The organism is Hydrogenophaga sp. 2FB, from assembly GCF_005503365.1.
Taxonomy (GTDB): domain Bacteria; phylum Pseudomonadota; class Gammaproteobacteria; order Burkholderiales; family Burkholderiaceae_C; genus Hydrogenophaga.
This window is the reverse complement of the sequence record NZ_SCML01000032.1, coordinates 20182-45947: the sequence shown is the minus strand read 5'-3', so window position 1 is coordinate 45947 and position 25766 is coordinate 20182. Positions and strand designations below refer to the sequence as shown.

The window sequence follows — 25766 nt, the reverse complement described above, 5'->3', positions numbered from 1 at the left end:
CCCATCTCAGGCACACTAGCGCGCTTGGATTTCAGGGTTAACCCGCCCTCTCAATGCGAAAAAATTGCTGCTTTCGTGCTATTTTTTGCAAATCAGTGGCGGGTTGGCGTCATCAGGAGCTTGGGATTTCATGGATCTGAAACAGATCCGGGCTCGTTTCAGAAGCACCAGGGAAGTGGCCATCAAGGCCTTAGCGACCGTGATGGTCGTCGCGCTTGGCACCGTTGCGGTGCAGGCCCGCTCCCCCGATGCAGCAACGGTCAGACCGAACCCCGTGGTGGTGGTGTCGGGTTTGCCGTTGCAGGGCCAGGAGGTCATGGGCCGGATTCTGCAAGGTGGTCCGTTCCGCTACGACAAAGACGGCTCGGTGTTCGGCAATCGCGAACGCTTGTTGCCGGGCGAGAAGCGTGGGTACTACCGGGAATACACGGTGCCCACTCCCGGGGTGCGACACCGGGGAGCCCGACGGATCGTTTGTGGCGGGTTCAAGCCCCGAGCCCCTGAAGCGTGTTATTACACCGAAGACCACTACAGCAGCTTCCGGCTGATCGTGCAGTGACCCTTCGGTGGTGTGAACAGTTTTTTAACTTTGACCTTAGAAAGAGACGCGGAGATGGATACGCCACTTCGTAACGTACGCCCCAATATCGTTCAGTCGATTCGCGCCCACGGCGTGAAAGACCTGCAGGCTGCGGCCGAGCATTTGGGGCATCACTTTCTGTACGCCAACCTGGCCAAAGCCCAGAGCAAGCAGGACGTGTTGGAACTGATCGCAGCGCAGTACACCTTGCCCTCGCACTTCGGCAAGAACTTCGATGCGCTTTACGACTGCATGACCGACATGGTTCACAAGTCGGGCCCGCAAACCGGCTTCATCGTGGTGCTGGAACACATTCCCGCGCACGCCAAGTTCGACAAGGAAGCGCGCGAGCAATTGCTCGACATCTTCCGCGACGCCGCCGACTACTGGTCCGACCGCAAGATCCCCTTCCGCTGCTTCTATTCGTTTTCGGTAGCGCGCGCCCCCAAGGGTGAAGAACCGATCGAAGTGCAGACCGACGAGCCCATGCCCACCGACAAGATTCTGGACGTGAGCCCGATGGCGCTGCGCATGAGCAGCCCGTTCAACGCGGGTTACTGGCTGGCAGCCGCCTGACAGTACGCACCTCGCGGTGCAACGCAAAAAGCCCCGACCTTGTCGGGGCTTTTTTATGTCTGTGTGGTTTGCACCAACGCGACGTACTCGGCCACAGGCACCTCTTCGGCCCGGCGCTGCAGGTCGAAGTCACCGCTGTAGCCCTGCTCGTCGAGCCAGCGGCCCAGGGTGTTGCGCAGAATCTTTCGGCGCTGGCTGAAGGCGACTTGCACCATCGTTGAAAAGCGCCCGATGTCGATCGCTGGCGGCTCTGCAAGCGGCAGCATGCGCACGATGGCGCTGTCCACGCGCGGCGGCGGATCGAAGCTCTCGGGCGGCACGAACAGAACGTTATCCATGGCGTAGCGCCACTGCAGCATCACGCTCAGGCGGCCGTAGTCGGCGGTGGCGGGACGCGCCACCATGCGGTCGATCACCTCCTTCTGCAGCATGAAGTGCTGGTCCTGCACCACCGCGACGTGGTCGAGCAGATGGAACAGGATGGGCGTCGAGATGTTGTAGGGCAGGTTGCCAACCACGCGGATCCTGGGCACGGCCAGCCGCTCGGCCAACGCGCTGAAGTCGACCTTCAACACGTCGGACTCGATCACGTCGAGCTGCCCGTGCGAGCGCAGGCGCGCGGCCAGGTCGCGGTCGAGTTCGATCACGGCCAGCCGACCCAGGCGCTCGACCAGGGGTTGTGTGAGCGCGGCCAGCCCCGGGCCGATTTCGACCATGGCATCGCCCGGTGAAGGCGCGATGGCCGACACGATGGCGTCGATGATCGCGGCGTCGGTCAGGAAGTGCTGGCCAAAGCGCTTGCGGGCGATGTGCTTCATGTGTTGTCGCCGTCCCTCGCCCGGCCAGCCTTGTGCGTCACGGCTGCGGCGCTTCCCGGAGTTCGACGAACGCGCGGCCTCGCACGTCCTGCGCCCAGGTCGTCAAGGCCTCGTCGACCTTCTTCTCGCGCACCAGACCGCGCACCATTTCGCGTTGCTCACGTGGCGACAGCGCGCTCTGCCGACGCTCTTCCACGCGGATGAGGTGCACCCCGAAGCGCGACACCAGCGGCGCGGACATTTCACCCGGCTTGAGATCGCTCATGGCCTGTTCGAACTCGGGCACGAACTGGCCGGGATTGGCCCAGCCCAGGTCACCACCCTGGCTGGCCGAGCCGTCCTGGCTGTTTTCGCGGGCCAGGGCCTCGAAGGTCGCCTGGCCGCTGGCGATTTGTTGGCGGTAGGTGGCCAGGCGCGCCACCGCGTCGGCTTCGCTGAGCTGGGCACTGGTGCGCAACAGGATGTGGCGCGCACGCGTCTGCGTGATGGCAGTGCCCGGCATGCCGGCCTGGCGTTTGTCGACCACTTTGAGCACGTGAAAACCGGCCGGGCTGCGCAAGGGGCCGGCCACGCCACCCACGTTGAGCGAGCGCGTGGCGTTGACGAACAGCTCGGGCAGGCGGTTTGCTGCTCGCATGCCGAACAGGCCGCCGCTTTCCCGCTCGGGCGCATCGGAAAATTCGCGAGCCACCGCGGCGAAATCGCCACCGGCGCGGGCCTGGTCGGCCGCCTTCTGCGCGCGCGCCTGCAATTCCTGGACGCGCTGCTCGCTGGCGCCCTCGGGCACCGTTACGAGCACGTGCCCCAGATTGAGTTCGAGGTTCTCGACCGTGCCGGTGCCTTGCTGTTCGCGGATGAAGTCGTCGATGTCGGCCTCGGTCACGCGCACGCGCGTCTCGACCTGGCGCTCGCGCACGCGCTGCAACAGGAGTTGCTGGCGCAGGTCGGCGCGAAAGCGGTTGATGTCCAGGCCTTCGGTGACAAGGCGCCGGCGCAACACCTCGGGCGTCATCTGGTTTTGTGCGGCGACGCTCAACTCGGCTTGCGTGACAGCGGCTTCGTCCACGGTGATGCCGAGTTCGGTGGCCTGTTGCAGTTGGACGCGCTCGTTGATGATTTGCTCGAGCACCTCGCGCGCCAGCACGTCGCGCGACGGCAGGGCGCCGCCTTGCTGGCGCAGCTGCGGCTCCAGGCGCAGCAGGCGCTGGCGCACTTCGTTGTTGGTGATGGGCTCCGAGTTGACCAGGGCGACGATGTAGTCGGCCGTGGCTTGCGTGCCGGACGGTGCGGCGGCTGCGCTGGCGTTGCGCGGCAGATTGAGCTGGCCCGACGGGCGTAGGCCTTGTGCCTGCGCTGCACAAGCCCAGAACAGGGAGGCGCACAAGCACCAGGTGGGCAGGCGTGAGGAAGCGATGAAGCGGTCAGTCATATTGTGTGAACCGGCTGGGCGGGTTGATTTCTTCGCGCAGGTATTGGTAACGCGGCACGTTTTCCTTGAGGGTCTTCAAGGGGTTGGAGCCGAGACGGGAGAAGCCGCTGAATTCCAGCTGGAACAGGATGCGCTGGTTGGCGGTGAGTGCGCTGCGTTGCAGGCGCTCGACCACGACGCGGCCAATCCAGCAACCGGCATCGTACTCAAAACCGGCCACGAGATCGACGACCTTGCGGTCGGGCACGCTGTAGTTGATGCGGCCGACGGCGTACCACTGGCCCTCACCGAGGGCACGCCCTGGCACGCTGGTGCGCGGCGTGTCCCACAGGTCGTTGAGCGGCCATTGCCAGCCGAATTCGTATTGCTCGCTCACACCGCGCTGCAAGCGGTAGGCGGCACTGAGCACGCGGTAGCGGCTGGGCGTATAGCGCGCGGCCAGCGTGGTGCGCACCGACTCGCGGCTACCTGGGCTGTACTGGAAGTTGGTGTCCACCATCCACTTCGGGCTCCACTGCACGCGCGTGGCGAACAGGATGTCGCTCAAGCGTTCGGCCACCGGGTCGCCACCGGGCAGGCCGCTGGCGTTGGGCAGGAACACGTTCTGGTTGCGAATGAGGTAACGCTGTGCCAGGCCGACGCGCACGATCTCGGCGCCCGAATCCGGGTCGAGCAGGCGCGAGCTTGCGCCGACGGTGATGGCACGGGTGTCGGAAATGCGGTCGTTGCCACCGAACACGTTCTCCGAAAAGATGGTGGCGAAGTTGAAGTCGTTCGCCGCCGAGTCGTAGTTGGGCAGCATGCTCTGGTCGCGGTACGGCGTCCAGGTGAAGAAGGCGCGCGGCTCCAGCGTCTGCACGAAGTTGCGGCCGAAGTAGCGGGCGTCGCGTTCGAAGATCAGCCCGCCATCGAGGCTGACGGTGGGCAGCACGCGCGAAGCGGTGCGCGATCCCGTGGAGATCGGGTTGTCGAACTGGTACTGGGTGGCGTGCAGTTGCGCGCGCGGCTTGATGAACCAGCCCGGCGCCTCCCAACGCCGGCTCAGGTCGGCGATGGCGAGCGAGCGCGAACCATTGGTTTGCCTGGTGAGCAGCGGATTGGACTCGAAGCGCGTGTACTCGCTGGTCACCGACCAGTTCCAGTCGTTGATGCCCGCGATGCGGGCATCACCACGGCTGTAGCGCAGCGCAACCGACGGCATGCGGTCGTAGGGCGGCGTGATGGGCGAATCGATGTCCTGCAGCGTCTGCCATTTGTAGGCGCCTGCGCTGAACGCCCAGGGGCCCCGGCCCCAACTGTAGATGGCATTCGCGGCCAACAATCGGTTGGTCAGCGAAGCGGTGGCGCGCGGAAAGTCGCGCCAGTAGTTGTCGTCGCTCACCCGGTTGATGTCGAGCCGCAAACCGGCCGATCCACCCAGCCCCAAGGGCGAGCCACTCAGGTTCTGATCGTGCAGCCAGGCGTAGCCCCAGCGGTTGGCGTCGCGCAGCGGGTCGGACGGCATGAACGCGCCGCGCACCTGGCCGGCGTAGTTCGGCTGCAGGTAACGCACCTCGGCGCCCAGGTCGACACCGCGCTTGCTCATCAGCGTGGGGTAGAGCGTCGCGTCCAGGTTGGGCGCGATATTGAGGTAGTAGGGAACCGTGAGCTCGAGCCCGTTGACGTTGTCGAGATTGATCGTGGGTGGCAGCAAGCCCGACTTGCGCTTGTCGCTGAGCGGGAAGGTGAAGTACGGCCAGCCCAGGATGGGCACGCCTTTGAACTCGACCACGCCGCCCGTGGCTTTGCCCATTTCCTCGACGTTGTCGAACTCGATTTTGGTGGCACGCACAAGCCAGGCGGGCATCCAGTCGGCACCGGGCGTGCGCGGGCAGGTGGAATAGCGCGCGTTGTGCGCCACGCCATGGTCTTCGTCCAGAAAATCGATCCGGCTGGCGTCGCCCTTCCCTTCGTTCTGCAGCAACGTGAACTCAGGCTTCTCGAACTGGCCTTTGAACGTGTCCACGTTGAGCTGCAGCTCCGGGCCTTCGAAGCGGTCGCCACCGCGGTTGATCAACACATTGCCCGTGGCCTTCGCCTCGCTGTTGCGCTGGTCGAACTCCAGCCGGTCGCCCTTGATCACCATGTCGTGGCGGCGCAGCTCGGCGTTGCCCTCGACGGTGGTCACGCTGTCGGTCTGGCTCTCCAGGCGGTCGCCCGAGACAAAGGTCGGCGCCTGCTTTTGCACATCTTCGGGCAGGTTCTCCTGCAACATGCCGCTGCTCTTGAGCTGAGCCGCTGGCGCGGGCGCCACGGGTTCGTCGCCATCGCCCGACTGCGCATGCACCCAGCCGGGTGCGACAAGTGCGCCGAGGGCGATCACGGCGAGCAGGCCATGCACCGCCCGCGTCACGGGCGCTGCCACGAACAACGGGGCGGCGAGCGGGCCGCGCATGCGGTGGGTGGTCGGCGGAACGTTGCGGCGGTTCAAGGAAATGGGCTTCGATGGCCAGGCCGCCAGAACAGGCATGAAAGCCGGCTGCCGCCTGCAGAGGGGTTTGTAGAATCTTCGGGCATTATCCACTGCCCGACCACCGGTCGCGCCCTTCGGAAAACTCCTCCCACCCCAGCACCCGCATGACCCCGTCTCACCCCGCCGTTGCCTGGGCCGAACCCGCTCGCGAAGCTGCCTTTCACGCCTGGCTCTCGCCGCTGACCACACGCCTGGGTCTGTTGCCCGACACGCTGCGCCCGGCCTCGGCGGACGCGAGCTTTCGCCGCTACCTGCGCATCGACGCGCAAGCCGGTGGCAGCCTGATCGTGATGGACGCGCCGCCCGCGCACGAGAACTGCCAACCCTTCGTGCACGTGGCCGAGCTGATGCGCGGCGCCGGCCTGCTGGTGCCCGAGGTGCTGGACTGGGACGCGCCGCAAGGCTTCATGCTGCTGAGCGATCTGGGGCACCAGACCATGCTCGACGGCATCGACGCTGCCCACCCGCAAGCCAACCATGCGCGCTACATGCAAGCGCTGGACGCGCTGCTGGCCTGGCAACTGGCCTCGAAACCCGGCGTGCTGCCGCCTTACAACGAGGCGCTGCTGCGCCGCGAATTGCAGCTGTTCCCCGACTGGTACCTGCAGCAGCACAAAGGCCTCACGCTGAGCGCCGCGCAGGCACAGACGCTGCAGAAAGCCTTCGACACCGTCGTCGCGCACAACCTCGCCGCGCCGCAGGTCTACGTGCACCGCGACTTCATGCCGCGCAACCTGATGTTGCCACTGCAACCCGGTGATACGCCGGCGCAGCAGCTGGGGGTGCTCGACTTCCAGGACGCGGTGCATGGCCCCATCACCTACGACATCGCCAGCCTGATGCGCGACGCGTTCCTGACCTGGGAAGAAGACTTCGTGATCGACGTGACCGTGCGCTACTGGGAGAAGGCGCGCAAGGCCGGCCTGATGGACTTCGAAGACTGGCACAGCGACTTCGGCGCGTTCTACCGCGGCGTCGAATGGATGGGCCTGCAGCGCCACCTGAAGGTGGCCGGCATCTTCGCGCGCCTCACGCTGCGCGACGGCAAGCCCAAGTACCTGGCCGATGCGCCGCGTTTCATTGGCTACATCCGCCACACCGCGCACCGCTACCGCGCGCTGGGTCCGTTCCTGAAGATGCTCGACGAGATCGAAGGTCTGCAGGCGGCATCGGGCTACGCCTTCGGGCGCGTCTGAGCGCCATGCCGCGCTTCTTCTGCCCGACACCGCTGCTGGAAGGCCAGCCTCTCGCGCTGCCCGCCGCATCCGCCCGCCACGTGCAGGTGCTGCGCCTGCAGCCGGGGCAGACCATCACGCTCTTCAACGGCGACGGCGGCGAGTGGGATGCCTCCATCACCCGCATGGGCCGCAGCGATGTGGATGTGACGGTGGGCACCCACCACGCCACCGAGCGCGAGCCGCAGCGCGCGGTGCACCTGGCCATGGGCATGCCGGCCAACGAGCGCATGGACTGGCTGGTGGAGAAAGCCGCCGAGTTGGGGGCGACCAGCCTGCAACCGCTGCACACCGCGCACAGCGTGCTGCGCCTGAGCGGCGAGCGCGCGGCGAAGAAGCAGGCGCACTGGCAGTCGGTCGCGGTGGCGGCCTGCGAACAATGCGGTGGCAACCGTGTGCCTGCGGTGCATGGGGTGGCCGATTTCGCGGCCTGGCTCAAGGCGCTGCCGTCGGGCGATGGCGCGCTGCGCTGCCTGCTGTCGCTGGCCGAGGGCACCCAGCCTCTGGCACAAGCGCTCGCCCGGGCGCCGCTTGAGGCCGATGCTTTGTTCCTCAGCGGGCCCGAGGGTGGGCTCAATCCCCAGGAAGATGCGCTCGCGCGCGCGGCGGGCTTCGTGCCGGTAACGCTCGGTCCGCGTGTGCTGCGTGCCGAAACGGCCGCGCTGGCGGCCCTGGTGCTGGCGCTGGGCGGCTAGGTCAGCCGCCGACCGCACGCGCCAACGCGGCGCGCGCGAGCAGGCGTGTGGAATCCAGCGTGGGCAGCGGTGAATTCGCGTCGCTCATGATCAGCGGGATCTCGGTGCAGCCCATCACCACCGCGTCACAGCCCGCGTCTTTCAACGCCGCGAACACCTGTTGAAAGCGCACCACGCTCTCGGGCTTGAACACACCGCACACCAGCTCGTCCATGATGATGCGGCCGATCGCGTCGCGGTCCGCCGCGCTCGGCCGCACCGCTTGCAAACGGTGCGCGGCGAGTTTTTCGGGGTAGACCTCGCTGTTCACCAGCCAGTGCGTGCCCGTGATGCCCAGGCGCCGGTAACCACGCTGCACGGCCGCCTGCGCCACCACCTCGGCGATGTGCAGCCAGGGCCTGGGCGAGTGCGGTTCGACCAGGTGAAACGCCTGGTGGATGGTGTTGTCCGGGCAGATGAGAAAGTCCGCGCCGATCGACGCGAGCTTGCGCGCCGAGGTCAGCATCAGGTCGGCGACGCCTTGCAGGTCGTTGCGATCGAGGGCATCCACATAGTCCGCCAGCGAGAGCGAATGCAGCGATACCTCGGGGTGCGCGTGCGGGCCGAGCAGTGCCGCGCTCTCGGCGCAAATGGTCCGATAACAAAGCGCGGCGCCCTCGGCCGAGCAGGCGACGATGCCGATGTGTTGGGGTGTCATGAACAGGTCTCCGGTGAGCCTGCTCACTATAGCCAGGCGCGCTCCTTCACACCTTCTCAGGCGGCAGACAAACGAAACACCGCCACCGATGCGTTGAGCCGCGCAGCCTGGTCCTTCAAGCTCTCGGCAGCCGCTGCGCTCTCCTCCACCAGTGCCGCGTTCTGCTGCGTCATCTGGTCCAGCTGGGTCACCGCCACGTTGACCTGCCCGATGCCGTCGCTCTGCTCGCCCGAGGCCGCCGTGATCTCGCCAATGATGTCGGAGACGCGCTGCACCGAGCCCACGATCTCGCTCATGGTCTGCCCCGCTTCGGCCACCAGGCGCGAACCCGTTTCCACCTTGTCCACGCTCGCACCGATCAGGCCCTTGATCTCCTTGGCCGCTTGCGCCGAACGCTGCGCCAGGTTGCGCACCTCTCCGGCCACCACCGCGAAGCCCCGGCCTTGTTCACCCGCGCGCGCGGCTTCCACCGCCGCGTTCAGCGCCAGGATGTTGGTCTGGAAGGCGATGCCGTCGATGACGCCGATGATGTCGTTGATCTTCTTGCTGCTGTGGTTGATCTCGTCCATCGTCGTCACGACCTGACCGACCACCTCGCCACCGCGCACGGCGATCTCCGCCGCACTCGCGGCCAGCTGGTTGGCCTGGCGTGCCGCGTCGGCGCTCTGGCGCACGGTGCTCGTGAGTTGCTCCATGCTGGCGGCGGTTTCCTGCAGGTTGCTCGCCGCTTGCTCGGTGCGCGCGCTCAGGTCCTGGTTGCCCGAGGCAATTTCGCTGCTCGCCACTTCGATGCCGGCGCTGGACGCGTGCACCTCGCCCACCAGGGTGCGCATGGACGTCTGCATCGCCGCCAGCGCGCCCATGAGGCTGTTGGCGTCGCGCACCGGGGGCGTCGCGCCGCTGAGGTCGCCGTCGGCAATCCGGCGCAGCGCACCGCGCGCCACGGCGGGGTCACCGCCGATTTCGCGCTGGAGCGTGCGCTGCACGACCAGCCCCAACACCACGGCCACCGACAGGGCCAGCAAGGCCAGGCCGATCGCCATCGCGCGGGCGCGATCGGCCTCGGCGTTGACCTGCTGGTGCGTTTGTGCCGAGAGTTCTTGCGAGGCCTTGCCCAGTTGCAGCAGCTCGCCGCGCAGCTTGCGCCAGGCCGGTGTTTCTTCCGCGTTCAGCAGCTGCATGGCATCCGGCACGCTGGTCTTCACCAGTGCCAGCACCTTGTCCTGCGCCTGGGCCTGGGCGGCGCGCAAGCCGGCCACCGGTGCGAGCGATGCTTCGATCGGCGTGCCCTTGGCGGCCGCCAGGGTGGCCAGGTGCGCGTCGTCGAACGCCGCGCGCGCGGCGTCCAGGTTCTTGTAGCCCTGGGCATTGCTCGGGTCCAGCAGGACGTTGCGCAGCGCCTGGCCCATCTGCAGGCCTTGTGCGTACATGTCCTGCAGGCCGCTGGCCGTCGCCTGCTCGGTCTTGATGTAGCGATCGAACCGGGACTGCGTCTGGGTCAGCGACCAGATGCTGCCCCCCAGGCCGGCCACGAAGAGCGCGGCGGGGGCGATGAAGGCGAGCAGGAGGCGTTGGTTGAAGTTCATGTCGGCAGCGGCAACAGGATCACGTCAGGCGGCAGACGATGGCGTGGGCGCATCGATGCGGAACACCCGCACCACGTCGGCCAGGCGGGCGGCCTGGTCTTTCAGGCTTTCGGCGGCGGCCGCGCTCTCTTCGACCAGCGCCGCGTTCTGTTGCGTCATCTGGTCGAGCTGCGTCACGGCCGTGTTGACCTGGCCAATGCCGTCGCTCTGCTCGCCCGCGGCGGTGGTGATGTCGCTGATGAAGGCCGAAACCTTTTCCGCGTTGGCCACGATCTCGCCGATGGTGCGACCCGCTTGCGCGACGAGACGCGAACCGTCTTCCACCTTGCCCACGCTGGTGTCGATCAGGCTCTTGATCTCCTTGGCCGCTTGCGCCGAACGCTGCGCCAGGTTGCGCACCTCGGCCGCCACCACCGCAAAGCCCCGGCCTTGCTCGCCAGCGCGCGCGGCTTCCACCGCCGCGTTGAGCGCGAGGATGTTGGTCTGGAACGCGATGCCATCGATCACGCCGATGATGTCGCTGATCTTTTTGCTGCTGTGGTTGATCTCGTCCATGGTGCTGACCACCTGGCCCACGACCTGACCACCGCGCACCGCCACCTCGGCATTGGCCACGGCCATTTGCGTGGCCTGGCGCGCCGCGTCGGCGCTCTGGCGCACGGTGCTGGTAAGTTGCTCCATGCTGGCCGCGGTTTGCTGCAGGTTGCTCGCCGCCTGTTCGGTGCGCGCGCTCAGGTCCTGGTTGCCGCTGGCGATCTCCTGGCTGGCCGTGCCGATGCTGTCGGTGGAGTTGCGCACCTCGCCCACGATGCGGGCCAGCGACGCCTGCATGTCGCCCAGGGCGCGCATGAGTTTGGCGGTTTCGTCCAGGCCGTCGGCGTGCACCGGGCGCGTCAGATCACCCTGGGCGATCGCGCTGGCCAGCTGTTGTGCCTCGTCGAGCGGGCCGCAGATGCTGCCCATGTTGGACCAGGTGGTGGGCACCACCACCAGCGCGGCGATGGCCACGGCCAGGCCAAACAGCATCAGCGCCTGTTTGCTGGTGTCCTTGCCGGTCTGGCGCGCGCTGGCGGCCTCGGCCATCAGCGTTTCTTCGACGCGCTGCATGCTCTGCAGCAAGGCGTCAAAGCTGGTGTGCGCGCGGTTGAGCATGCGGTTGGCCACGGTGGCGGAGTCGTAGCCGCTGCTCTCGAGCTGGCGCGTCACCGGTTCGACCGCGCCCACGTATTGCTCGAGTTGCTTCTTCATCTCGAGCACCACCGCGTTGTCCTGGTCTTCCTGGCCGCCGAGCAGGGTGTCCATCTGGCGCTGCGCCTCGTCGCGCGCGGCCAGCCACTGGGCCTTGGCCTTGAGCACCTGCTCGGGCTTCTCATAGGCAATGACCATGTCTTTCTCGAAGCTGCCCATGTTGCGCAGCGCGACCTGCAGGCGCGAGAGCGTGAGCGTCTCCTCGAACGAGGTGGCCACGAAGGTTTCGTTGACCGCGTGCAAACGCCCGATGCCCCACCAGCCGGCACTGCCGACCAGGGTCAGCAGCAGCAGCACGACGCCAATGGCGCCCATCATGCGGGTACGAATGGAAAACTGTCGCATCAGGTGTTGCATGTCGGTCTCTCTCTTCTTTCTTGTGTCGCTGTTGAAAGGGGAATCGGCCGTCGATTCAGAAACTTTCCCAGTCGCCTTCGCTGCTGCTGGCAGCGGTGGCCACGATCGGGGCGGCTTTGGCGGCGGGCGGGGTCACGCTCGCCGTTGCGGGTATCGGCGTCCGCCGCTCGGGCGCGCTCGGTGTGGGTGCGCTCGGCGCAGGCAATGCCGCCGCGCGCGGGCGTTCGACCGGCAGCTGGCGCGGCGCGGCCTTGGCCGGCATGGGCATGGGCCCTGGCACAACGCGGCGTGACAGCGTGGGCGGGGCCTGCACCGGGACGGCCGCGCTGCAGCTGTCCAGGCGGAACACCTGCACCACTTGCACCAGGCGCGCAGCCTGGTCCTTCAGACTCTCGGCGGCCGCCGTGCTCTCTTCGACCAGCGCGGCGTTCTGCTGCGTCATCTGGTCCAGCTGGGTCACCGCCACGTTGACCTGGCCGATGCCGTCGCTCTGCTCGCCCGAGGCCGCCGTGATCTCGCCAATGATGTCGGAGACGCGCTGCACCGAGCCCACGATCTCGCTCATGGTCTGCCCCGCTTCGGCCACCAGGCGCGAACCCGTTTCCACCTTGTCCACGCTCGCACCGATCAGGCCCTTGATCTCCTTGGCCGCTTGCGCCGAACGCTGCGCCAGGTTGCGCACCTCTCCGGCCACCACCGCGAAGCCCCGGCCCTGTTCACCCGCGCGCGCGGCTTCCACCGCCGCGTTCAGCGCCAGGATGTTGGTCTGGAACGCGATGCCGTCGATGACACCGATGATGTCGTTGATCTTCTTGCTGCTGTGGTTGATCTCGTCCATCGTGGTCACGACCTGACCGACCACCTCGCCACCGCGCACGGCGATCTCCGCCGCACTCGCGGCCAGCTGGTTCGCCTGGCGTGCCGCATCCGCGCTCTGGCGCACGGTGCTGGTGAGTTGCTCCATGCTGGCGGCGGTTTCCTGCAGGTTGCTCGCCGCTTGTTCGGTGCGCGCGCTCAGGTCCTGGTTGCCCGAGGCAATTTCCACCGACGCGGTGTTGATGCTGTCGGTGGCGCTGCGCACCTGGCTCACGGTCTGGATCAGCGACACCTTCATGGCGTTCAGGGCATTGAGCAGGGCACCCAACTCATCCTGCCGATCGGTCTTCACTTCACGCGTCAGATCGCCACTGGCCACCGCCGTGGCCATCGCCACGGCCTCGTGCAACGGCGCCGTCACCGACACCGTGATGCGCCAGGCCACCAGCGTGGCCACCGCGACGGCGCCGGCGGCCAGCATCAGAAGCCACATCACGCTCTGGCGAATGGTGGTGGCCGACTGCGCCACGGCGGCCTCGACCAGGCCGTTCTGGAAAGCCTGCAACTCACCCTGGGCGCTGCTGTAGCGGTCGGCAGCGGGCATGACGGTGGTGTTCAACTGCCGGATCGCCGTGTCGAGGTCACCCGCCTTGAGCGTGTCGAAGAAGGTCTTGCGCACGGCCATGTAGTCGCCACGCGCGTCGGAAATCCTGGCCAGCAAGGCTTTGCCTTCGCTGCTCGTGATCTCCGCTTCCAGTGTTTTCTGCAACTCGCTGATGCGCGCCGAGGTCTGCGCCACCAGGGGCTTGAAATGGGCGTCGACGTCGGGATCGGCGCGCGACTTCGCCACCGCCAGTGCGCGGTTGATGTTCAGCCGCGTGCCCGCTGCCCACTCGTTGATCGCCGCCGCGTGCTGCTCCAGCACGACCACCCGCTCGGTGGCGACCTGCGCGGTGCGCAGTGCGTTCCACGCCAGGGCCGTCAGCGCCAGCAGCAGCACGAGCACGCTGGCAAAGCCGAGGCTCAGCCGCTGGCTCATCTTGAGTCGATGGAAGGACATGTGTGGAAACTCCGGGTCGGGTGCGATGGGCGGCAGGCGCTGTGGTCCGGCTTGTTTACTGCAGTGCCTGGGTGGCGCTGTCGGTCAGGCCCATGTCGCGGCCGGACATGAAGGCTTCGATGTCCATCAGGATCAGCATGCGTTCGCCCACGCTGGCGATGCCAGTGATGAACGTGGTGTCCACGTTGCTGCTCATCTCGGGTGCGGGTTTGATGACGTCGCCAGCGAGCTCCAGCACGTCCGACACCGAGTCCACCACCGCGCCGACCACGCGGCCGTGCACGTTGAGCACGATCACCACGGTGAAGCCGTTGTATTCGACCTTCTCGCAACCGAGCTTGATGCGCAGGTCCACCACCGGCACGATCACGCCGCGCAGGTTGACCACGCCTTTGATGAACGAAGGCGAGTTGGCGATGCGGGTGGGCTCTTCGTAGGACCGGATTTCCTGTACGCGCAGGATGTCGATGCCGTACTCCTCGCCGCCCAGGCGGAAGGTCAGGAATTCGGCGCCGGCCTGCTGCTGCGTTGCGGTGGCCCGGGTGCTGTCGTTGCGGGCTAGGTGGGTGGCTTCGTTGCGCATGTCCATGGATCGGTCCTCGATGTGACGGGTTGGTCCATGGGATATCGGCCACGACGGCGGCGGCTGAAGCGGGAAAAAGGCCGGAAATGACCCCCATTCGTCGGCGGCAGGGGTGCCGAGCAAGGGAAACCCCCGGTGAGCGTGCACTCACCCCAGCCCTCTTCCCCGGGAGAGGGCGCTAGAAGCGCCCGCTCAGCTCGAGAAGCGGAACACCGCCGTGCTGGCCATCAGGTTCGGCAGCACGCGGACCTCCCGGCCCTCGTGCAGCCCGAAGCTGTCTTCAATGGTCAAGCCATTGCGCCGCGCCAGCACCTCGAAATCGGCGTGCGTGCCCACGCGGATGTTCGGCGTGTCGTACCACTGGTATGGCAGGCGCTTCGTCACCGGCATGCGGCCCTGCAGCACGTGCAAGCGGTTCGGCCAATGCGCGAAATTCGGGAAGGCCACCACGCCCAGGCGTCCCACGCGCGCCGTTTCGCGCAGCATGGTCTCGGCGTTGCGCAGGTGTTGCAGGGTGTCGATCTGCAGCACCACGTCAAAAGCGTCGTCGTCGAACATGGTCAGGCCATCTTCGAGGTTGAGCTGCAGCACATTGACGCCGCGCCGCATGCAGGCCAGCACCTTGGCGTCGTCGATCTCCACGCCGTAGCCGCTGCACCCGCGCGTGCCTTGCAGATGGGCCAGCAAGGCCCCGTCGCCGCAACCGAGGTCGAGCACGCGCGAGCCCGGCGGCACCAGGCGGGCAATGGACTCCATCAAGGGCTTCTCGCTCATGCCAGGCCTCCGGAGATGGTCTGATCGAAATAGGCGCGCACCGCGTTCAGATAGCGCGGATCGTCCAGCAGGAAAGCGTCGTGACCGTGCGGCGCATCGATCTCGGCATAACTCACGTCGCGGCGGTTGTCGAGCAGGGCCTTGACGACTTCGCGGCTGCGGGCGGGTGAAAAGCGCCAGTCGGTCGTGAAGCTCACGAGGAAAAACTTCGCCCGGGCGCGCGCCAGCGCGGCGGTGAGGTCGCCGTCGAACTCGCGCGCCGGGTCGAAATAGTCGAGCGCGCGCGTGATCAGCAGGTAGGTGTTCGCGTCGAAGTACTCACTGAACTTGTCGCCCTGGTACCGCAGGTAGCTCTCGATCTGGAATTCCACATCCTGCGTGGTGTAGCGGTAAGCCAGCTCGGCCGCGGCTGTCGGGTCGTCGGCATCGATCGAGCGCAGGCTGCGCCCGAATTTCTCGTTCATCACGTCGTCGCTGAGGTAGGTGATGTGGCCGATCATGCGGGCGATCCGCAGCCCGCGCCGAGGCAGCGTGCCTTCGCGCAGGTAGTGGCCGCCGTGAAAATCGGGGTCGGTCACGATGGCGCGGCGCGCCACCTCGTTGAAGGCGATGTTCTCCGCCGTGAGGTTGGGCGCACTGGCCACCACCACCGCGTGACGCACGCGCTCGGGGTATTGCAAGGTCCAGCTCAGCGTCTGCATGCCGCCCAGGCTGCCGCCCATGACGGCGGCCAGGGTCTCGATGCCCATGCGGTCGAGTAACCGCGCCTGGGCGTCGACCCAGTCCTCCACCGTGACCACCGGAAAGTCCGCGCCCCAGGGCGTGCCGGTGGCGGGGTTGGTGTGGGTGGGGCCGGTGGAGCCGAAGCAGGAACCCAGGTTGTTGACGCCGATGACGAAAAACCGGTCGGTGTCGACCGGTTTGCCCGGGCCGATCATGTTGTTCCACCAGCCTTCGCTGCGCGCGAGCGGCTGGCCGTTCTCGTCGGCGTACCAGCCCGCGACGTGGTGCGAGGCGTTGAGCGCGTGGCAGATCAGCACGGCATTGGAGCGGTCCGCGTTGAGCGTGCCATAGGTTTCCACCACCAGCTCGTAGGCTGGGAGGACGGCGCCGCTGCGCAGCGGCAGCGCCTCGGTGAAGCGAAAAGTACTAGGAGTGACGATCAAGGTCTGTCCTGGGGGCGGTGACCGCCAAAAAAAAACCCGGTGCCGCCAAGAGCGAGACCGGGAATCTCCCCTTTAGCGGCATTTTTAAAGCGCCCGCAATCTGGAACAAATCGGCGCTGGGGCGACAGTATAAGTTCAAGTGCCCTGGCGTGAGATTCCGCAGTAACCCCAGTGCGTGTTGCGGCCACGCATCGGCGCTTTTGCAGCTTTGCACATCCTGAAAAATAGTTAGTACTTGCGGGACATTCAGCGCATAATCGCCCGGCGAGCGTCGTAGGCGCTCGTTTTGACAAGTGATCGGTTGGTTTCGCGCGCTACAGGTTTTGTGTGCTACGGGGCTCCATCGCTATTTTTCTCAGTGTTATTAGGAGTCCCATCCATGGGCAACAAACTGTACGTGGGCAACCTGCCCTACACCGTGCGTGACGAAGACCTTCAACAAGCTTTCAGCGCCTATGGTTCTGTCAACAGCGCCAAGGTCATGATGGAACGCGAAACCGGCCGTTCCAAGGGCTTCGGCTTTGTGGAAATGGGCAGCGATGCTGAAGCGCAATCCGCGATCGAAGGCATGAACGGCCAGTCCCTGGGTGGTCGTAGCCTGGTGGTCAACGAAGCCCGTCCGATGGAGGCACGTCCTCCCCGCACCGGTGGCTTCGGTGGCGGCGGTGGCCGCAGCGGTGGCGGCGGCTTTGGTGGTGGCGGCGGCGGCGAAGGCGGTTTCCGCAGCCCCTACGGCGGCGGTGGCCGTCGTGAAGGCGGCGGCGGCGGTGGCCGCGGCGGCTACTGATCTCCCGAACCTGTCGGCCTGAACGGCCGACACGTCAAAAAGCCCTGCGGCATTGCCCCAGGGCTTTTTTCATGGTCGCAAGGCCCGGCTTGTTCCGGGCCGGATCAGCGACCTTCCCCTTGGCGGTGTTTGCGCGGGCGACCGGCGAGCAGGCGGTCGAACACCGCGTTGGGCAACAGGCGCAAGAGCTTGGCCACCACGCCCATCTGCCAGGGAATCACGCGGTAGCTGGTGCGCGCCTGGATGGCGTTGAACGCGCGATCGGCAAACGCCTCGGCGCTCAACAGGAAGGGCATGCTGTAGCGGTTCTCGCGCGTGAGCGGCGTGTCCACGTAGCCGGGCAGCAAGGTGACCACGGCCACGCCGCTGCCGCGCAGTTCGCCACGCAGGCTTTCACAGTAGGCCACCACGGCGGCTTTGCTGGCGCAGTAGGCGCCGTGCCCGGGCAGGCCCCGGATGGCCGCGACGCTGCCAATGCCCACGAGCGCGCCGGCGCCGCGCGCGCGCATCGCGTCCACAAAGGGGTGAAATGTGGCGGCCAGGCCGGTGTTGTTGGTGGCGAAGGTGCGCGCCATGACGTCGATGTCGGCGCGCTCGGCAGTGTCCATGCCCACGCTGATGCCGGCGTTGGCGATCACCACGTTGGGCACACCCTGGGTCTGCAGACAGGCTTGGCCCGCGGCCACGATGCTCTGGGTGTCGGCCACGTCGGCGCCATAGACGCGGCATTGTGCATCGCCATAGCCCCGGGCAGCCGCCCAGGCCTGCATGTCGTCGGTGCGGCGTGCCACCAGCGCAAGCCGGTAGCCCGCACGGGCAAAGCGCTCGGCCAAGGCCTGGCCGATGCCGCTGGATGCGCCGGTGATGAACACCAGCGGCCCATGGCTGCTCGACGGCTGGGGTGGCGTGGGGTCCATGGGGTCGATGGGGGTGGGGCTGTTGTCAGCGAGGCGCCAACTGGACCTTCACACGGCCCTTGAACCGCGCCACCTGGTCCTCGCCGGTGTAGTCCAGACTGTCGGCGACAAGGCGGTCGCTGCCGCGCAGGAGAACGACCGGGCGATCGGAGACGATGCGGTCCGGGTCGAGGTAGATGTGCAGGAATTCACCCTGGAACTCCAGCCGTGGTTGCGCCTTGCCGTCGAGCCCGGTGCCGGCCTCGCGCACGATCACCGCGTTGCCTTCGAGCACGAACTCGGTGTTGTCGCCGTTGGTGGTGACCAGGCGAGCGCTGGCCAGCATGGGCAGTCCGTTGTCGCCGATGTGGCGGATGCGCGCGCTGTCGATTTCGACCATGTCGGTGGCGGGAAAGTGGCGCGCTTCCGCGCCAGACACCTGTGTCTTGAGTTCACCTTTGGCGTCGAAGGATTTGACCGAAAACCGGCGCATGAAGTAGTCGGGCTCGCTGCTCACGGCACGCGGTGGCTCGGCGGCTTGGGGCGCCGGCGTGGCCCGCAGCAGCCAGTAGGACGCCAGCGCCAGCAGGCCCATGAGCATCACGGGCAGGTAGATCGACAGGCTGTCCATGAGCTTGCGCTTGCGGCGCGGGGCCCGCGGCTCGGCGGCGGTGCGATCGACGCTGTCGAAGAAGTCGAGGGGATCCGAGGTGCTCACCGCGAGGCCGCTTCCAGTTCAAGCGCGTAGCGGCCGTGGGCGATCAGCAGCAGGTCGCACAGCTCCCGCACAGCTCCCGCACCCGGCAGGCGCTGGGTGACGTGCTGGGCCACGGCCAGCACCTCGGCGTGCGCGGTGGGCGGCGCCACGGCCAGCGCGGCGCGGCGCAGCAGGGGGAGGTCGGGCCAGTCGTCGCCCATGGCCGCGGCCGCGCTCCAGTCCAGCCCGAGTTCGCTCAGGATGGCTTCGGCCGCTGGCGCCTTGTCTTCGGTGCCCAGGCGCAGGTGCACCACGCCGAGTGCCGCGAGGCGCGTGCGCAGGGCAAGCGAATCGCGCCCGCTCACCACGGCGGGCGTGATGCCGGCGCGCTGCAGCAGCTTGATGCCGTAGCCATCCAGCGTGTGGAAGCGCTTGAGGGTCTCGCCGGTGTCGCCGCAGTACAGGCCGCCATCGGTGAGCACGCCATCGACGTCGAAGAACACCACGCGCACGGCTTGGGCGCGCAGCAGCAGGGCGGGGGAAAAGTTCAGCACGGGGCGCAGCGGGGTCACGGTCAGATCACCTTCGCGCGCATGAGGTCGTTGCTGTTGAGCGCGCCTTGCAATCGGCCGGCGCTGTCGACCACCAGAACGCTGGTGATCTGGCGGGCTTCCATGAGGCCGGCGGCTTCCACCGCGAGGGCGTCTTCGCGCACGGTCAGCGGGTTGGCGTGCATCACGTCGCGCGCGACCATGGAGCGCAGGTCGGCGCTGCTGCCGGTCTTTTCGATCAGGCGGCGCAGGTCGCCGTCGGTGAAGATGCCGAGCACGCGTTGATCGGCGTCGACGATGGCGCTCATGCCCAGGCCCTTGGCGCTGATCTCGCGCATGAGGTCCATCAGGCCGGCGTCCGGGGCCATCCGGGGCACGGCGTCGCCGCTGCGCATGACGTCGCTGACATGCGTGAGCAGCTTGCGCCCGAGCGCGCCGCCCGGATGCGAGCGCGCGAAGTCGTCGGCCTTGAAGCCGCGCGCGTCGAGCAAGGCCACAGCCAGCGCGTCGCCCAGCGCGAGTTGCGCGGTGGTGCTGGCGGTGGGGGCGAGGTTGTGTGGGCAGGCTTCCTTGTCCACCGAGGCATCGAGCACGACGTTGGCGTGGCGCCCGAGGGTGGAATCGAGGCGGCCGGTGATGGCCAGCAATGGCACGCCCATGCGTTTGATCAACGGCAGGATCGCCGTGAGCTCTTCGCTTTCGCCGCTGTTGCTGATGCCCAGCACGAGGTCGGCGCTGGTGATCATGCCCAGGTCGCCATGGCTGGCCTCGGCCGGGTGCACGAACATGGCCGGCGTGCCGGTGGAGGCGAGGGTGGCGGCGATCTTGCGGCCGATGTGGCCGCTCTTGCCCATGCCCATGACGACGACGCGCCCCGGGATGTCGAGCACGAGTTGCATCGCGCGGGCGAAGGATGCGTCCAGGCGCTGCGCCACGGCGGTCACCGCTTGCGCCTCGATGCTCAGGGTGTCCTGCGCCATCGCCATGGCACGGGCGGGCTCGAAAGTGTGGGGCACGGTCATGCGGCAATTATCGCCGCGGGGCTGTCACAGCGCGCTCGGTCAGCCAGTACCATCGGTTCATGAACTCCCTCGACATCGCCCTGCTGTACCTGCTGGCTGCCGTCACGGGAGTGGTGGTCTGCCGCATGCTGCGCCTGCCACCCATGCTGGGTTACCTGGTCGTGGGCGTGCTGATCGGCCCGAACGCGCTGGCGCTGGCGCAGAACTCGGGGGGCATCCAGTATCTGGCGGAATTCGGCGTGGTGTTCCTGATGTTCGTGATCGGGCTCGAGTTCAGCTTGCCCAAGCTGCGCGCCATGAAGCGGCATGTGTTCGGGTTGGGCATGTCGCAGGTGGTGCTGACCGTGCTGCTGACCACCCTGGGTTCGCTGCTGCTCACGGTGGTCCTGCCAACCTGGTGGAACGTGTCGTGGCAGACCGCGCTGGCGCTGGGCGGCGTGATGGCGATGAGCAGCACGGCCATCGTGATGAAGATGGTGGCCGAACGCCTGGAGCTGGAGTCCGAGCATGGCAAACGCGTGTTGGGCATCTTGCTGTTCCAGGATCTGGCCGTGGTGCCGCTGCTGGTGATCGTTCCCGCGCTGGCCGCCGAGCCCGAGTTCCTGCTGCGCGCGCTGGGCTGGGCCACGCTCAAGGCGGTGCTGCTGCTGGGCCTGTTGCTCACCGGCGGGCAGCGGCTCATGCGCTGGTGGCTGACACAGGTGGCGCGCCGCAAGAGCGACGAGCTGTTCATGCTCAACCTGCTGCTCATCACGCTCGGCCTGGCGTGGTTGACCGAACACGCCGGCCTTTCGCTGGCGCTGGGCGCGTTCGTGGCGGGCATGCTGATCTCCGAAACCGAGTTCAAGCACCAGGTGGAAACCGACATCCGGCCGTTTCACGACGTGCTGCTGGGCCTGTTTTTCATCACCATCGGGATGATGCTGGACTGGCGTCTGGTGCTCGACCGCTGGCCCATGGTGCTGCTGCTGCTGACGGGATCGATCGCCTTCAAGCTCGCGCTCATCACCGGCATCACACGCAGCTTCGGTGCGCCCGCGGGCGTTGCGCTGCGCACCGGCTTGTACCTGGCGCAAGCCGGTGAGTTCGGCCTGGTGTTGCTCACGCTGGCCGGGCAGAACGACCTGGTGCCGCCGCAGCTGTTCAACCCGATCCTGGCCAGCATGGTGATCTCCATGCTGCTCACACCCGTCGCCATCCTGTATGCCAACCGCATTGTCACGCGGCTGGTGAGCAGCGACTGGTTGATGCAATCGGTGCAGATGACCAGCATCGCGCGCAAGGCCATCAACGCGGACAAGCACGTGATCATCTGTGGCTATGGCCGTTGCGGGCAGAACCTGGCGCGCTTGCTGGAAGCCGAGCATATTCCCTACATGGCGCTGGACCTCGACCCCGACCGCGTGCGCCAGGCCGCCGCTGCAGGCCATTCGGTGGTGTTTGGCGACGCCGCGCGCCTGCAGGCGCTGATGGCGGCCGGCCTGCACCGCGCCAGCGCGGTGGTGGTGACTTACCTGAACACCGCCAGTGCACTCAAAGTGCTGCACCACGCCCACGCGCAGGCGCCCCATGTGCCGGTGGTGGTGCGCACGGTGGACGACGCCGACCTTGAAAAGCTGCGCGGTGCCGGCGCCACCGAAGTGGTGCCAGAGGCCATCGAAGCCAGTTTGATGCTCGCCAGCCACGCCTTGGCGCTGGTGGGCGTGCCCATGCGGCGCGTGATCCGCGTGGTGCAGGACCAGCGCGATGCGCGCTACAACCTTCTGCGCGGCTACTTCCACGGCGCCGACGACGACGGCGCCGACGAGATCGACCACGAACGCCTCACCACCATCACCCTGCCCAACGGCGGGCGAAACGTCGGAAAGACGGTGGGCAGCCTGGCTCTGCATGCGGTGGGTGTGCGGGTGGTGAGCCTGCGCCGCGCCAGCGGGCGATCACCCCCCTTCGATGACGAGACCGTGTTCGAAGGCGGTGACACCGTGGTGATCAGTGGCAAGGCGCCCGCGCTGGCGTTGGCCGAGCAAAAGGTGCTGATGGGCTGAAAGCGCGGCGCGCACTTCGTCGGCCACCCGCTGCCGCACAACGGGGAAGCGCGGCCATGGCGTCGCACCCGCCAGCACAATGCCTTCCACGGCCCGCAGAGGGGCCTCCGTTTTCTGCCCATGGTCTGACTCAGGGTCACCATGGTCTACCGCCCCGGTCTTCGCACCGGGGTTTTTTTTGCGCACGCCGATAATGGGCGTCCCTTTCGGACCGAACCCATGGACACCTCTGCCTTTCTGAAGTCGCACATCCGCACCGTGCCCGATTGGCCCGCGCCGGGCGTGCAATTCCGGGACATCACGCCCTTGCTGCAGGACCCCAAGGTCTTTCGCGTGTTGATCGACACCTTTGTGCATCGCTACATGGATCCCGCGCTGCGCCCCAACGTGGTGGCGGGGCTGGATGCGCGTGGGTTCATCATCGGCTCGGTGCTGGCCTACGAGCTCGGGGTGGGTTTTGTGCCGATCCGCAAGAAGGGCAAACTGCCATTCACCACGGTGGAAGAAACCTATGAGCTCGAGTACGGCAGCGCCACCGTGGAATTGCACACCGACGCGGTCAAGGCGGGCGACCGCGTGGTGCTGATCGATGACCTGATCGCCACCGGCGGCACCATGATGGCCGGGCGGCGGCTGCTGGAGAAACTGGGCGCACAAGTGATGGAAGGCGCGGCCATCGTCGATCTGCCCGAACTCGGTGGCTCGCAAAAGCTGCGCGCCTCCGGTCTCCAACTTTTTACGCTGCTGGATTTCGCCGGCCACTGACCGGCCGGCAGCGGCTTCAGAGCTTGCCGTGCTGGGTGTCGCTCAGTGCGTCGAAGTCGCTGAGCGCTTCGGGCGGCATCTCCATCCTCGCTTCGGCCGGCGTGCGATACGCCGGCGCGGGCACGCTCCGCAGCGCTTGCCTGAAGGCCTGCACCTCATCGTCGCCCACCGGTTGAGCGGGACCGCCGGCCGGCTTGGCGACCGGCGGCATGGTGGGCACCATGCCCGGCGCCATCAACACCGTCTCGCGGCGCGTCTGCACCTTCACCGCAGCCCTCAACGCCATGCCCACCTGGTCGTGCACCGCCTTGCGGCGCCAGTACACCGAGCGCACCGCCATCTCGTGCCGCGTCTTCGCGCTTTGCTGGATCCAGCGCTCGATCTCGAGCAGGTATTCGTCGGGCATGGATTGCGCGGGCAAAGCCAGATCGACCAGCACCAGAAAGCTGTCGCCGTTGGCATCGAGCGTGAGCACCTTGAATTCGTAGCTGGTGGACAGCACGCCGGCGCGGATGAGCGACTCGCGGACCACCGAAAAGAGCTGGTCGCGCCGCAGGATGCGGCGTCCGCGCCGAGGTGAAATCAACGGCAGCGTGGTCTGGCTGAACCGTTTGCGCGCCCTGGTGAATGAGCCCTTGCCGCCAACGGCGGACTTTTTGGCCTGGAGCCAATTCATCAAAGACATGAGGTGAGTGTGCTTCATGAACGCGCACGCAAAGGGTTGAAAAAACGGCGCAAAAGCGCCTTCATTCGGGTGCGCAACCGAGCCAGACTCAAGTCACCGCCACCCGTTTGGGTCGGTTGTACATGCGCCGCGCGAGCACCGCCGACATGGCCACGGCAACCTCCAGGGCGATCTCCGGGTAACGCGTCGACAACTCGCGAAAGCGCAGCGGCGTCAGGCACCAGAGTCGGCAGTCGCTGCCGGCGTGCACCGTGGCGCTGCGCGGCAGGTGGCTGAAGAACGCGCCCTCACCCAGCAAGGAACCGGCGCCCACCACGGCAATGCGCACGCGATCGCGCGAATCCTCGTAGTGCACCGAGAGCGAGCCGCTTTCGACGAAATAGACGGTGCGGTCCTTCACACCCTGTTCGAGCAGCACCTGCCCCTGCTGCAAGACCGCGGGTTGCAGGTAGTTCGCCAACAGGGGCCACTGGCTGTCATTCAGGTTCAGAGGCATGGCGTCCAACGCATTGCTCGCACGCATGGCCTGGGCAAGACCTTGAATGTCAAAGCGCGCGGACGGAGGCAGCTGGGCGTTCATGCGGTCAAGATAACCGTGCGCCGCAGCGGCACGCAAGCCTGCCTTTACCGCTGCTTACAGTTGCACTCTCGACGGTCGGCGATCACCCACGGGCGGTACGCCCGGCCTCATTTGCCGATGCAAAAACGCGAAAAGATTTCACCCAGCAGGTCGTCGGCGGTGAACTCCCCTGTGATCTCACTCAGGGCGTGCTGGCCCAGGCGCAACTCTTCCGCGAGCAGATCAAGGTGCTCGGCGCGCGCGCGCAGCAGGTCACTGGCAGCGTCGAGGTGCTCGCCGACACGGCGTAGCGCCTGCAGATGCCGCTCTCGCGCCATGAACAGGCCGTCGCCCCCGTGTTGTTGCCAACCGGCGAGCTTGAGCAGGCGCTGGCGCAAGGCTTCCAGGCCGGTACCGTCGCGAGCGGAAATGGCGAGCGCGTCCGACTGCGCCTGAACGGCGGCGGGCGCGTCGCCGCCCACCTGGTCGAGCTTGTTCCAGACATGCAGCACCGGCACGCCATGCGGCAGCGTGGAAGCCAGGCTGGTAGCAATCGACGCGTCGGCCTCGCGGTAACCCACGCTGTCGCGGCGGCCGAGGTCGTGCAGGAACAGCACCGCATCGGCCTTCTGGATGCGGCTCCACGCGCGCTCGATGCCGATCTTCTCGACGGCGTCCACGTCGGCGCTGTCGCGCAGGCCCGCAGTATCGACCACATGCAGCGGCACGCCTTCGATCTGGATCGTCTGCTGCACCACGTCGCGCGTGGTGCCCGCCACCGGTGTGACGATGGCGAGTTCAGCGCCCGCCAGGGCGTTGAGCAGCGAGCTTTTGCCCGCGTTGGGCTGACCCGCAATGACGACCTGCAAACCATCGCGCAGCAGTGCGCCCTGGCGCGCCTGCGCCTGCACGCCCGCCAGCGCCTCTTGCAGGCGTTGCAACTGCCCGGTGGCGTCGGCCTTCTGCAAAAAGTCGATCTCTTCCTCGGGAAAATCCAGCGTCGCCTCGACCAGCATGCGCAGGTGGATCAACGCATCGCGCAGGCCGTGAATGCGATCGGAGAACACGCCCGCGAGCGAGCGCGAGGCGCTGCGCGCGGCTGCCTCGGTGCTGGCATCGATCAGGTCGGCTACGGCCTCTGCCTGGGCCAGGTCGAGCTTGTCGTTGAGGAACGCACGCTCGGTGAACTCGCCGGCGCGCGCCGGGCGCAGCGTGGACGCGGCCTCGCGCGCCACTTCCAGACAGCGCGCCAGCAACAACTGCAGCACCACGGGCCCGCCATGTCCCTGCAGCTCAAGCACGTCTTCGCCGGTGTAGGAATGCGGAGCGGGAAACCACAGGGCCAGACCATGGTCGATAGGCTGGCCGACGACATCCGAGAAAGGCAAATAGGTGGCCTCGCGGGGTTTCGGTGAACGCCCCAACAAGGCCCGCACAAAGGGCTCCAGCCCTCGCCCGGACACCCGCACGATCCCCACACCGCCACGACCCGGCGCGGTGGCGATGGCAACGATGGGGTCACGCGAGGCAGCGAGCATAACGAGCGAGCATAAAAGACAAAGGGCCTGCACAACGCAGGCCCTTCACCGGAGAAAAAAACTCCTCCAGGGGCGTCATGGGTCCGGCT

Annotated in this window: 23 protein-coding genes, 1 pseudogene and 1 riboswitch; of the genes and pseudogenes, 7 read left to right on the top strand and 17 right to left on the bottom strand. The window is 66.9% G+C overall.

Features of this window, described 5'->3' with window-relative positions:
• Nucleotides 1–130: 130 nt before the first annotated feature.
• Together FFS09_RS18680 and FFS09_RS18675 are read left to right on the top strand one after the other, a co-directional pair.
• Complete coding sequence (locus tag FFS09_RS18680; protein ID WP_252374423.1) at nt 131–559, top strand: guanyl-specific ribonuclease; 429 nt, start codon at nt 131–133, stop codon at nt 557–559.
• A gap of 54 nt (nt 560–613) precedes the next feature.
• A pseudogene (locus tag FFS09_RS18675) lies at nt 614–1009 on the top strand (barstar family protein); the annotation flags it as partial.
• Between the two features lie 200 nt (nt 1010–1209).
• Here the strand turns inward: FFS09_RS18675 and rsmA are convergent.
• Genes rsmA through FFS09_RS18660 form a run of 3 tightly spaced genes read right to left on the bottom strand, consistent with a single transcriptional unit; the run spans nt 1210 to nt 5837 of the window.
• Nucleotides 1210–1974, bottom strand: a complete 765-nt coding sequence (gene rsmA, locus FFS09_RS18670) for a 16S rRNA (adenine(1518)-N(6)/adenine(1519)-N(6))-dimethyltransferase RsmA (RefSeq protein WP_137920401.1) — start codon at nt 1972–1974, stop codon at nt 1210–1212.
• A 37-nt stretch (nt 1975–2011) separates the two neighbouring features.
• Complete coding sequence (locus FFS09_RS18665) at nt 2012–3403, bottom strand: peptidylprolyl isomerase (protein ID WP_137920400.1); 1392 nt, start codon at nt 3401–3403, stop codon at nt 2012–2014.
• The gene (locus FFS09_RS18660) at nt 3396–5837 is read right to left on the bottom strand and encodes an LPS-assembly protein LptD (protein WP_137920427.1); all 2442 of its coding nucleotides are present in this window, start codon (nt 5835–5837) and stop codon (nt 3396–3398) included. Before FFS09_RS18660 ends, FFS09_RS18665 begins: the two co-directional genes overlap by 8 nt.
• Nucleotides 5838–6019: 182 nt before the next feature.
• On the opposite strand from FFS09_RS18660, the gene FFS09_RS18655 reads away from it, so the two are divergent.
• Both FFS09_RS18655 and FFS09_RS18650 read left to right on the top strand, forming a co-directional pair.
• Entirely contained in the window at nt 6020–7111 is a 1092-nt protein-coding gene (locus tag FFS09_RS18655) for an aminoglycoside phosphotransferase family protein (RefSeq protein WP_137920399.1), read from the top strand.
• Between the two features lie 5 nt (nt 7112–7116).
• Nucleotides 7117–7845, top strand: a complete 729-nt coding sequence (locus FFS09_RS18650) for a 16S rRNA (uracil(1498)-N(3))-methyltransferase (RefSeq protein ID WP_137920398.1) — start codon at nt 7117–7119, stop codon at nt 7843–7845.
• A gap of 1 nt (nt 7846) precedes the next feature.
• Here the strand turns inward: FFS09_RS18650 and FFS09_RS18645 are convergent, their stop codons facing one another.
• The 7 genes from FFS09_RS18645 to metX form a co-directional block, all read right to left on the bottom strand.
• On the bottom strand, nt 7847–8542 hold the full coding sequence (locus FFS09_RS18645; RefSeq protein WP_137920397.1) for an aspartate/glutamate racemase family protein: 696 nt from the start codon (nt 8540–8542) through the stop codon (nt 7847–7849).
• Nucleotides 8543–8598: 56 nt separating this feature from the next.
• Complete coding sequence (locus FFS09_RS31435; RefSeq protein WP_137920396.1) at nt 8599–10128, bottom strand: methyl-accepting chemotaxis protein; 1530 nt, start codon at nt 10126–10128, stop codon at nt 8599–8601.
• A 24-nt stretch (nt 10129–10152) separates the two neighbouring features.
• Nucleotides 10153–11733, bottom strand: coding sequence for a methyl-accepting chemotaxis protein (locus tag FFS09_RS31430; protein ID WP_137920395.1), 1581 nt, complete (start codon nt 11731–11733; stop codon nt 10153–10155).
• Between the two features lie 55 nt (nt 11734–11788).
• Complete coding sequence (locus tag FFS09_RS18630) at nt 11789–13609, bottom strand: methyl-accepting chemotaxis protein (RefSeq protein WP_137920394.1); 1821 nt, start codon at nt 13607–13609, stop codon at nt 11789–11791.
• 55 nt (nt 13610–13664) lie between these two features.
• Entirely contained in the window at nt 13665–14198 is a 534-nt protein-coding gene (locus tag FFS09_RS18625; RefSeq protein ID WP_137920393.1) for a chemotaxis protein CheW, read from the bottom strand.
• 186 nt (nt 14199–14384) lie between these two features.
• A complete protein-coding gene (gene metW, locus FFS09_RS18620) occupies nt 14385–14966 on the bottom strand; it encodes a methionine biosynthesis protein MetW (protein WP_137920392.1) in 582 nt (193 codons plus the stop codon).
• Nucleotides 14963–16132 carry a homoserine O-succinyltransferase MetX gene (gene metX, locus FFS09_RS18615; protein WP_137920391.1) on the bottom strand — a complete coding sequence of 390 codons (1170 nt, stop codon included), beginning with the start codon at nt 16130–16132 and terminating at the stop codon, nt 14963–14965. The genes metW and metX overlap by 4 nt, the downstream gene beginning before the upstream one ends.
• Nucleotides 16133–16183: 51 nt before the next feature.
• Nucleotides 16184–16259, bottom strand: a riboswitch (SAM riboswitch).
• Nucleotides 16260–16511: 252 nt separating this feature from the next.
• Here metX and rbp point away from each other — a divergent pair.
• On the top strand, nt 16512–16919 hold the full coding sequence (gene rbp / locus FFS09_RS18610) for an RNA-binding regulator (RefSeq protein ID WP_137920390.1): 408 nt from the start codon (nt 16512–16514) through the stop codon (nt 16917–16919).
• 104 nt (nt 16920–17023) lie between these two features.
• Here the strand turns inward: rbp and FFS09_RS18605 are convergent, their stop codons facing one another.
• From FFS09_RS18605 to FFS09_RS18590, 4 genes are read right to left on the bottom strand one after another with little or no spacing between them, the layout of a single operon-like run.
• Complete coding sequence (locus FFS09_RS18605) at nt 17024–17836, bottom strand: SDR family oxidoreductase (RefSeq protein ID WP_137920389.1); 813 nt, start codon at nt 17834–17836, stop codon at nt 17024–17026.
• A gap of 25 nt (nt 17837–17861) precedes the next feature.
• Nucleotides 17862–18533: an LPS export ABC transporter periplasmic protein LptC gene (lptC, locus tag FFS09_RS18600; protein ID WP_252374422.1), complete on the bottom strand. Its 672-nt coding sequence runs from the start codon at nt 18531–18533 to the stop codon at nt 17862–17864.
• The gene (locus tag FFS09_RS18595) at nt 18530–19075 is read right to left on the bottom strand and encodes a KdsC family phosphatase (RefSeq protein WP_137920425.1); all 546 of its coding nucleotides are present in this window, start codon (nt 19073–19075) and stop codon (nt 18530–18532) included. Before FFS09_RS18595 ends, lptC begins: the two co-directional genes overlap by 4 nt.
• An 11-nt stretch (nt 19076–19086) precedes the next feature.
• Nucleotides 19087–20085: a KpsF/GutQ family sugar-phosphate isomerase gene (locus FFS09_RS18590; protein WP_137920388.1), complete on the bottom strand. Its 999-nt coding sequence runs from the start codon at nt 20083–20085 to the stop codon at nt 19087–19089.
• A 59-nt stretch (nt 20086–20144) separates the two neighbouring features.
• Here FFS09_RS18590 and FFS09_RS18585 point away from each other — a divergent pair, with 59 nt between their 5' ends.
• Nucleotides 20145–22130, top strand: coding sequence for a monovalent cation:proton antiporter family protein (locus FFS09_RS18585; protein WP_137920387.1), 1986 nt, complete (start codon nt 20145–20147; stop codon nt 22128–22130).
• Between the two features lie 219 nt (nt 22131–22349).
• On the top strand, nt 22350–22895 hold the full coding sequence (locus tag FFS09_RS18580; RefSeq protein WP_137920386.1) for an adenine phosphoribosyltransferase: 546 nt from the start codon (nt 22350–22352) through the stop codon (nt 22893–22895).
• 16 nt (nt 22896–22911) lie between these two features.
• Here FFS09_RS18580 and FFS09_RS18575 read toward each other — a convergent pair whose 3' ends face one another.
• The 3 genes from FFS09_RS18575 to mnmE form a co-directional block, all read right to left on the bottom strand.
• On the bottom strand, nt 22912–23580 hold the full coding sequence (locus tag FFS09_RS18575) for a hypothetical protein (protein ID WP_137920385.1): 669 nt from the start codon (nt 23578–23580) through the stop codon (nt 22912–22914).
• A gap of 88 nt (nt 23581–23668) precedes the next feature.
• Nucleotides 23669–24160 (bottom strand): Crp/Fnr family transcriptional regulator, encoded by a 492-nt coding sequence (locus FFS09_RS18570; RefSeq protein WP_137920384.1) that lies wholly within the window; start codon nt 24158–24160, stop codon nt 23669–23671.
• Nucleotides 24161–24267: 107 nt separating this feature from the next.
• Nucleotides 24268–25677 carry a tRNA uridine-5-carboxymethylaminomethyl(34) synthesis GTPase MnmE gene (mnmE, locus tag FFS09_RS18565; RefSeq protein ID WP_137920383.1) on the bottom strand — a complete coding sequence of 470 codons (1410 nt, stop codon included), beginning with the start codon at nt 25675–25677 and terminating at the stop codon, nt 24268–24270.
• Between the last annotated feature and the right edge of the window lie 89 nt (nt 25678–25766).

Excerpts from the sequence above, each read along its gene's own strand:
- FFS09_RS31430 (WP_137920395.1), bottom strand. The coding sequence starts at position 11,733 with ATGCAACACCTGATGCGACAGTTTTCCATTCGTACCCGCATGATGGGC.
- metW (WP_137920392.1), bottom strand. The coding sequence starts at position 14,966 with ATGAGCGAGAAGCCCTTGATGGAGTCCATTGCCCGCCTGGTGCCGCCG.
- FFS09_RS18590 (WP_137920388.1), bottom strand. The coding sequence starts at position 20,085 with ATGACCGTGCCCCACACTTTCGAGCCCGCCCGTGCCATGGCGATGGCG.
- FFS09_RS18580 (WP_137920386.1), top strand. The coding sequence starts at position 22,350 with ATGGACACCTCTGCCTTTCTGAAGTCGCACATCCGCACCGTGCCCGAT.
- FFS09_RS31435 (WP_137920396.1), bottom strand. The coding sequence starts at position 10,128 with ATGAACTTCAACCAACGCCTCCTGCTCGCCTTCATCGCCCCCGCCGCG.
- rbp (WP_137920390.1), top strand. The coding sequence starts at position 16,512 with ATGGGCAACAAACTGTACGTGGGCAACCTGCCCTACACCGTGCGTGAC.
- FFS09_RS18570 (WP_137920384.1), bottom strand. The coding sequence starts at position 24,160 with ATGAACGCCCAGCTGCCTCCGTCCGCGCGCTTTGACATTCAAGGTCTT.
- FFS09_RS18680 (WP_252374423.1), top strand. The coding sequence starts at position 131 with ATGGATCTGAAACAGATCCGGGCTCGTTTCAGAAGCACCAGGGAAGTG.
- FFS09_RS18650 (WP_137920398.1), top strand. The coding sequence starts at position 7,117 with ATGCCGCGCTTCTTCTGCCCGACACCGCTGCTGGAAGGCCAGCCTCTC.
- FFS09_RS18665 (WP_137920400.1), bottom strand. The coding sequence starts at position 3,403 with ATGACTGACCGCTTCATCGCTTCCTCACGCCTGCCCACCTGGTGCTTG.
- FFS09_RS18585 (WP_137920387.1), top strand. The coding sequence starts at position 20,145 with ATGAACTCCCTCGACATCGCCCTGCTGTACCTGCTGGCTGCCGTCACG.
- rsmA (WP_137920401.1), bottom strand. The coding sequence starts at position 1,974 with ATGAAGCACATCGCCCGCAAGCGCTTTGGCCAGCACTTCCTGACCGAC.
- FFS09_RS18645 (WP_137920397.1), bottom strand. The coding sequence starts at position 8,542 with ATGACACCCCAACACATCGGCATCGTCGCCTGCTCGGCCGAGGGCGCC.
- FFS09_RS18630 (WP_137920394.1), bottom strand. The coding sequence starts at position 13,609 with ATGTCCTTCCATCGACTCAAGATGAGCCAGCGGCTGAGCCTCGGCTTT.
- FFS09_RS18605 (WP_137920389.1), bottom strand. The coding sequence starts at position 17,836 with ATGGACCCCACGCCACCCCAGCCGTCGAGCAGCCATGGGCCGCTGGTG.
- mnmE (WP_137920383.1), bottom strand. The coding sequence starts at position 25,677 with ATGCTCGCTGCCTCGCGTGACCCCATCGTTGCCATCGCCACCGCGCCG.
- FFS09_RS18575 (WP_137920385.1), bottom strand. The coding sequence starts at position 23,580 with ATGTCTTTGATGAATTGGCTCCAGGCCAAAAAGTCCGCCGTTGGCGGC.
- FFS09_RS18655 (WP_137920399.1), top strand. The coding sequence starts at position 6,020 with ATGACCCCGTCTCACCCCGCCGTTGCCTGGGCCGAACCCGCTCGCGAA.
- FFS09_RS18660 (WP_137920427.1), bottom strand. The coding sequence starts at position 5,837 with ATGCGCGGCCCGCTCGCCGCCCCGTTGTTCGTGGCAGCGCCCGTGACG.
- FFS09_RS18625 (WP_137920393.1), bottom strand. The coding sequence starts at position 14,198 with ATGGACATGCGCAACGAAGCCACCCACCTAGCCCGCAACGACAGCACC.